Below are 7,037 nucleotides of genomic sequence, written 5' to 3' on the forward strand. Positions count from 1 at the left end.
GCCAATTGGGGAGAGGCATGATGCGGGATTATGTTGGGCTGCGCCGCAAGGCGCGGGCGTCGCGGCTGGTGACGGCATGGGTTTCCGGGGTCGCGCTCTGCGCGCTGCTCGCGCCCGCCAGCGCCCTGGCTCAGGAGCAGGTGCAGTCGGACGATGCTGCGGACGACAATGCGATCGTCGTGACCGGCATCCGTAGTTCGCTGCAGAGTGCGCTCACGGAAAAACGTAACGCCGACAATCTGATCGAAGTCATCCAGGCCGAAGACATCGGAAAATTACCTGACCAGAATCTCGCCGAGGTGCTCGAGAACATCACCGGGGTGCAAATCACGCGCGAAGCCGGGGTCGGTACTGGCGTGCAGATTCGCGGCACCAACGACAATCGCGTAGAGATCAACGGCGTTTCGACGGTCGGCTCCGGGTCGGGGCGGGGCGGCATCAGCTTCGAGGATGTCAGCGCGTCGATCATCGCGTCGGTCGAAGTGACCAAGGCGCCCGAGGCAAAGACGATCGAGGGATCGGTGGGCGGCACCATCAACCTGCGCACCATTCGCCCGCTCGACCTGAAGGAAATGCTGCTCGCGGCGCGCGTTCAGGGCGAGCATAGCGAGCTGTCGAAGAGCGTCCGGCCGCGTATCTCGGCGACGTTCGGCGACAAATGGTCGACGGGTATCGGCGAGATCGGGCTGGTGGTAAGCGGCAGCTACACCCAGCAGGAGGCAACATCCTTCCGTCCGCGCGTCGATCGCGACGGCGGGCTTGTCGAAAATGTCAACGCGACCGTGGTCCGCAGCGGTGTAACCGAAAATCAGCCGACGCGCCGCCCGGCCGCCCAGGACTTCGACTTCGTCGGCATCCAGTTCCTCAACCAGGAGCTCGAAAATTTCGAATATGAGACGAAGAATTTCGCGGGGACGCTCGAATGGGCGCCGAGCGATCATGTGAAATTCTATTTCGATACCATCTATAACGACCAGCAGCGGCGGCAGGACAGCTCGCGCGTTCAGGGGTCGGGGGTCAATGCGCTGCTCGACTACAGCGTCCCGACATCCTTCCAGACCGTGGATTTCGGATCGCTCGACGGCGTGAAGCTCGGCAGTATCCGGGTCGCCGAGACGGGCACGATCGAGCCCAATATCGCGGTCGATCGCGACGACCCCAATCTGCGCTTCTCGAGCGACGTCGGGGCTCGCCTGACCAAGAGCGAAATCTACCGGCTCGGCACCGAGTTCGACGCCGGGCGGCTGACCGGACGCGTCGAGGCATCGCGTTCGATTTCGAACACGCGAAATCCCGATCTCAGCACGACGCTGAATTTCCTCAACCCCAATGCCCCGGTCTTTACCGGGAACGACAATGCGGTTCCCTTCATCTACGACCTGTCGGGCGGATCGCTTGCCTTCGGCATTAATTTTGACTCGCCCTTTGCGCCGACGGTCGAACAATTGCTCGACCCCGCCAATGTCGTGTTGCAGCAGGTGTCGATCGGCAATGACAGCACGCGCAACAAGGAAGACGCGGCGCGCATCGATCTGTCGCTCGATGTCGCGGACCTGACGCCCTTCTTCACCTCATTCGACGTCGGCTATCGCTTCAACCGGTCGTCCAGCACCTTCAACGATGTCGGCTCGACGCTCACGCTCAGCAGCCTCAACGACAGTCCGCGCGGCACCTTGTTTGCCGATCTGCTGGTTCGCGGTCCGAACAATTTCGGCGACGCCGACGGCCGGACGCTTTTCTTCAAGGACTTTCTGCTCGTCGACCCCAACCGCGCGTTCAGCGATCGCGAGGGCACGCTCGACATCCTGCGCGCCGCCTTGCTAGCGGCGCCCGGCCAGCGCGCACTCAACGACGCATCGGCCAATTCGGCGGGCTATTTCTCGATCAACGAGACGACCAACGCGGTCTATGGTCAGGCCAATTTCGAGATCGGCCCGGTACGCGGCAATTTCGGTCTTCGCTGGCTCGACACCAGCCTCGATTCGATCGGCAATTCGATCACCGGCGCCAATGTGACGCAGGTCGTCACCCGAGGCGGCTACAGCAAGCTGTTGCCGCGGCTCAACCTCGTCGCCGATGTTGCGGACAATATCCTGCTGCGCGCCAGCTGGGGCCGCGACATCAACCGCCCCGATTTCGACCTGTTGTCGACCTCGGTATCGTTCGTGACGAGCGAAAACGCGGCGGTCTCGATCGGCAATCCGAATCTGCGCCCCGAAACCGTCACCTCCTATGACGCCTCGATCGACTGGTACTTCGCGCCTTCGTCGGTGCTCAGCGTCGGGGTGTTTCACAAGAAGCGTACTGACCTTTTCGTCACCCAGCTCGAAGATGCGCCGCTTGACGCCAATGGCTATCGCGACATCACCGCGCCGTGCGAGGGCGGCGGCATCTATAATCCGATCGCGTTTCGCAACCAGCTATCGCCGATCGGCGGATCGGGCATGTGTGTCCCGATCCTGACGACGATCAACGACAGCGGCAGTACGACGCAGACCGGCGTCGAAGTCGCGCTGCAATATGACCTGTCGCAGTTCGAGGATGCCTTGGGCTTCGCATCGGGCTTCGGGATCGTCGCCAACTACACCTATCAGAAATTCGGCGGCGGCCAGGCGGTCAACAGCTCGGCGACGCGCGGCACGGATATCTTCAATGCGATCAACGGTATCTACGATGATGCCGATTTCGTGCCGGTAACCGCGAAGCAGGGGCTGCTCGACTTTTCCAAGCACGCCTATAATCTGACGCTCTATTACGAAAAATACGGGCTGTCGGCCCGTGCGCGCTACACATGGCGGAGCGCGTTCCGGACGCTGGACACGGTCGGCGGCGCAACGCTTGCGAGCACCTTCGGCTTTCCGGTCGTGACCGCGGCGCGGGGACAGCTCAATGCGAGCATTTCTTACGATATCAACAGCTTCCTCAGTGTCGGGGTCGAAGGGGTCAACCTCTCCAAGTCGAAAATCTCGCAATATTGCGTCAATGACGGGGCACTGCTGTGCTTCGAGGGGCTGCCCGATCGCCGGATCACCTTCGGCGCGTCGGTGCGTTTCTAGGGCGCTCGGGGTGACGGCGCAGGGCAAGATAAAAGGATGAGGCATTGAAAATCGGTTCGGTTCTGATCCTCGCGCTTCTCGCGTCCGCCGCGGCGCCGGCGAACGCACGCGACCTGCTCGTGTCCGATCCCGCGCAGTTCCGCGCGGCGGTCAAGGCGGCGAAACCCGGCGACGCCATCCTGCTTGCCGACGGCGAATGGCGCGATTTCCAGGCGCTGTTCGTCGGCACCGGTACCGCGACGAAGCCGATCACCCTCGCGGCGCAAACCAAGGGCAAGGGCGGTCTCCCCGGGCAGTCGAACCTGCGACTGGCGGGGCGCCGCCTCGTCGTGTCGGGCCTCGTCTTCAAGGACGGCGCGAGCCCGACCGCCGAGGTCATCTCCTTCCGGCGCAATTCGTCCGACCTGGCGCGCGATTCGCGTGTCACCGAGGTGGTGATCGACGGCTTCAGCAAGGCCGACCGCCGCGCAGAAGATATTTGGGTCGCGCTCTACGGGACCGGGAACCGCGTCGATCATTCGCATTTCGAGGGCAAGACAAACAGCGGTGTTACCCTCGCGGTCATCCGCAAGGCGGGCGATCCGCTCGATAACCGGCACCGCATCGATCATAATTATTTCGGACCGCGCCCGCCGCTAGGATCGAATGGAGGCGAGACGATCCGCATCGGGACGAGCGAGGAATCGCTGTCGGACAGTCACACGCTCGTCGAGCGCAACATCTTCGATCGCTGCAGCGGCGAGGTCGAGATCGTTTCGGTCAAATCGGGTGGCAATATCATTCGCGAGAATCTTGTGCTCGCCTCGCAGGGCGCTTTCGTGCTGCGGCACGGCAACGGCAATATTGTCGAACGCAATATCTTCTTCGGCCAGGGGGTTCCCGACACCGGCGGCGTGCGCGTGATCAATCGCGATCAGATCGTGCGCGACAATTATCTGGAGGGGCTTGCGGGCACCTCGTTCAAGAGCGCGATCAGTGTGATGAACGGCGTCCCCAATTCGGTGATCAATCGCTATCATCAGGTCGCCAATGCGCGGATCGAGGGCAACAGCATCATCGACGCCGCGCGCATCACCTTCGCCGCCGGTGCCGATGCCGAACGCTCGGCCCCGCCCGTCGACAGCCGGTTCGATCGCAACCTGATCGTCGGGGCTAAGGGACAGGACCCCTTCCGGGCGGAAGGCGCAATCGACGGCATTGCGTTCGCCGACAATGTCGAGGCGCGCGTGGCGACGCCGCTGCTTGGCGCAGGGGTCGAGCAGCGCGAGGTCGCGCTCGAACGCGGCGCGAACGGCCTGCTGTATCCGACCGACCCGGCGCTCGCCGCTATTGGCGCACCGCGCGATCTTCGTCCGGTGACGCGCGACGAAGTGGGTGCCAGCTGGTATCGAAGCACAGCGCCCGAAGCGGCGTTCGGCGCTGGCGTCACGCGCCGCGTTGCCGCGGGCGCGTCGCTCGCCGCGGCGGTCGCAGGCGCGCAGCCCGGCGACACGCTGACACTTGCGACTGGCACCTATGATATTCCAGCGCCGCTGACGGTGCGCCACCGGCTGACCATCGCCGGCGCCAAAGACGCAAAGCCCGTGCTCCACATCGTCTCGCAGCTTGCGCGGATCGTCGGCGGCGGTGGTTTGCGGGTAGAAAATCTGGCGATCGACGCGCACGCCGCCGAAGGCGCCGGGCCGTTGATCGCGATCGAAGCGGGCGCTGCCCCCAATTATACGGTCGCCCTCGACGGCGTGTCAGTGCGGGGACCGGCCAAGGGGCGCCTCACCGGGGTCGCGATGGCGCCGGGAACCTTCGCTGACGACATCATCATTGCGAACAGCAGCTTCGCCGACATGGGTGTCATTATCGACGGGACCGGCGAACAGGAGCCGAAAGGCTGGTATCCGATGGAGCGGCTGACGATCGCGGACAGCAGCTTTGCCGGCGTCGGCATGATTGCCGATCTGCTGCGCAAGGGGACGGACGAGAGCACCTTCGGTCCGTGGTTTGCGATGACCGGGTCGAATGTGGTCGACAGCGGCACTGACGGCGTGGCGCTGCGCATTTCGGGTGCGCAGCATGTCCGTATTACGGCCAATGCGTTCGTGAAATCGGGCGCGATTGCGATCATTCATTCGGTGGGCGCGCCCGACACACGGATCAGCGGCAACAGCTTTGCCGCCACCCCGGCGCCGCGGGTCGAAGAACTGGTCTATAAAGGCCCGCTGCGCGCAGATCTGTCGAACAATGCCATGGAGGCGCGGCCATGATGCGATCCCTTGCGCTTCTGCTCGCCGCTGCCATGCCTGCCGCGGCTGCCGTCGCCGCGCCGCCGCCTACCGCAGAGCACACCCGATCCTATGCGCCCTTGTTCGCGGCCGAAGTCGAAGCGGCGAAACGCGATGTCGAGGCCTCGATCCGGGCAGGGATCAATGTGCCCGTGCCGAAGGATCCGGGCGGCGGCTTCACCCACGAACAGCATAAGCGCAATTACCGGATCATCTTCGAGGGCGGTCAGCTCTACCGGCTTACGGGCGACGTCCGCTACCGCGACCATGTCCGCGACCTGCTCCTCGCCTATGCGAAGCTTTATCCGACGCTCGGGCCGCACCCGGCGGCTGCGAACCAGGCGGCCGGCCGGCTGTTCTGGCAGAGCCTCAACGACAGCGTCTTCCTCGTCAATGCGGTGCAGGGCTATGCGCAGATCCGCGATGCGCTGACCCCCGCCGAGCGCGCGCGCATCGACGATGGCGCGATCCGTCCGATGGCGAAATTCCTGTCCGACGGGTCGCCTGAGGTGATCGGCCGGATCCATAATCATGCGACCTGGGCCTGCGCCGGCGTCGGGCTTGCGGGCTATTTGCTGGGCGACCGTGATCTGGTCGACAAGGCTTTGCTGGGGCTCGACAAGAGCGGCAAGACGGGCTTCCTGCGCCAGCTCGACCTGCTCTTCTCGCCGGACGGCTATTACGCCGAAGGCCCCTATTATCAGCGCTATGCCTTGATGCCCTTCGTGGTCTTCGCTGCCGCGATCGACGCCAACGAACCGCAGCGCAAGATCTTCGACTATCGCGGGGGCATCGTCCTGAAAGCCGTGCGAACCGCCATCGACGTCACCCACGACGGCTATTTCCTTCCGATCAACGATGCGATGCCCGACAAGAGCTTGCGCACCGATGAGCTCTATCAGGCGGTTGCAATAGCCTATGCCGCGACGCGCGATCCCGTCTTTCTGTCGATCGCCGAGCGGCAGGGACATACGGTGCTGACACCCGCGGGCGAAGCGCTGGCGGCGGACGTTGCGGCAGGCAAGGCCAAGCCGTGGCCCTTTGCCTCGCGGCTGCTGTCGGACGGGCCCGACGGCAAGGGCGGGGCGCTTGTCCTGCTGCGCGATCGGCCGACGGCGACCGGCCCGCTGCTCGTCGTCAAAAATACCGTGCAGGGCATGGGGCACGGACATTTCGACCGCCTGAACTGGCTCTATTATGACGAGACCGGCGCGGTCGTCACCGATTATGGCGCGGCGCGCTTCCTGAATGTCGAGGCGAAGCGCGGCGGACGTTACCTCCCCGAAAACGACAGCTGGGCGAGTGCGACGGTGGCGCACAATACGCTCGTCGTCGACGAACAAAGCCATTTTGCGGGCGACTGGAAGGTGGGAGAGAAAGTTCCCACCCAGCAGCTCGCGAGCCGCCTCGATGGTCCCACGCGCTATTCGATCGCGGCGATCGACGGCGCATACAAGGGTGTCGCGATCCGCCGCGCGCTGTTGCTGCTCGACATCGACGGGCTCGGCAATCCACTTATTCTCGATATCCTCCGTGGAACTGGCGGCGGCAGGCATCGCTATGACCTGCCGCTGCACTTTTCCGGACAGATTATCGACAGCGATATCGTTTTCGATCGCAAGCTGGCCGAGCGGCCGGTGCTGGGCACCGCAAACGGCTACCAGCATCTGTGGGTCGATGGCGTGGGCAGCGCGGCGGACAAGGC

Annotated in this window: 3 protein-coding genes; all 3 read left to right on the forward strand. The window is 64.0% G+C overall.

Annotated elements, in window-relative coordinates:
• Positions 1-20: 20 nt before the first annotated feature.
• Positions 21-3,056 carry a TonB-dependent receptor gene (locus ABS88_RS05320; protein ID WP_286749369.1) on the forward strand — a complete coding sequence of 1,012 codons (3,036 nt, stop codon included), beginning with the start codon at positions 21-23 and terminating at the stop codon, positions 3,054-3,056.
• Positions 3,057-3,100: 44 nt separating this feature from the next.
• Positions 3,101-5,314, forward strand: coding sequence for a polysaccharide lyase 6 family protein (locus tag ABS88_RS05325; RefSeq protein ID WP_286749370.1), 2,214 nt, complete (start codon positions 3,101-3,103; stop codon positions 5,312-5,314).
• The coding region (locus ABS88_RS05330) for a heparinase II/III domain-containing protein (protein ID WP_286749371.1) at positions 5,311-7,037 on the forward strand (1,727 nt) is incomplete at its 3' end. The genes ABS88_RS05325 and ABS88_RS05330, both read left to right, overlap by 4 nt.

This window comes from Sphingopyxis sp. SCN 67-31, from assembly GCF_001725095.1.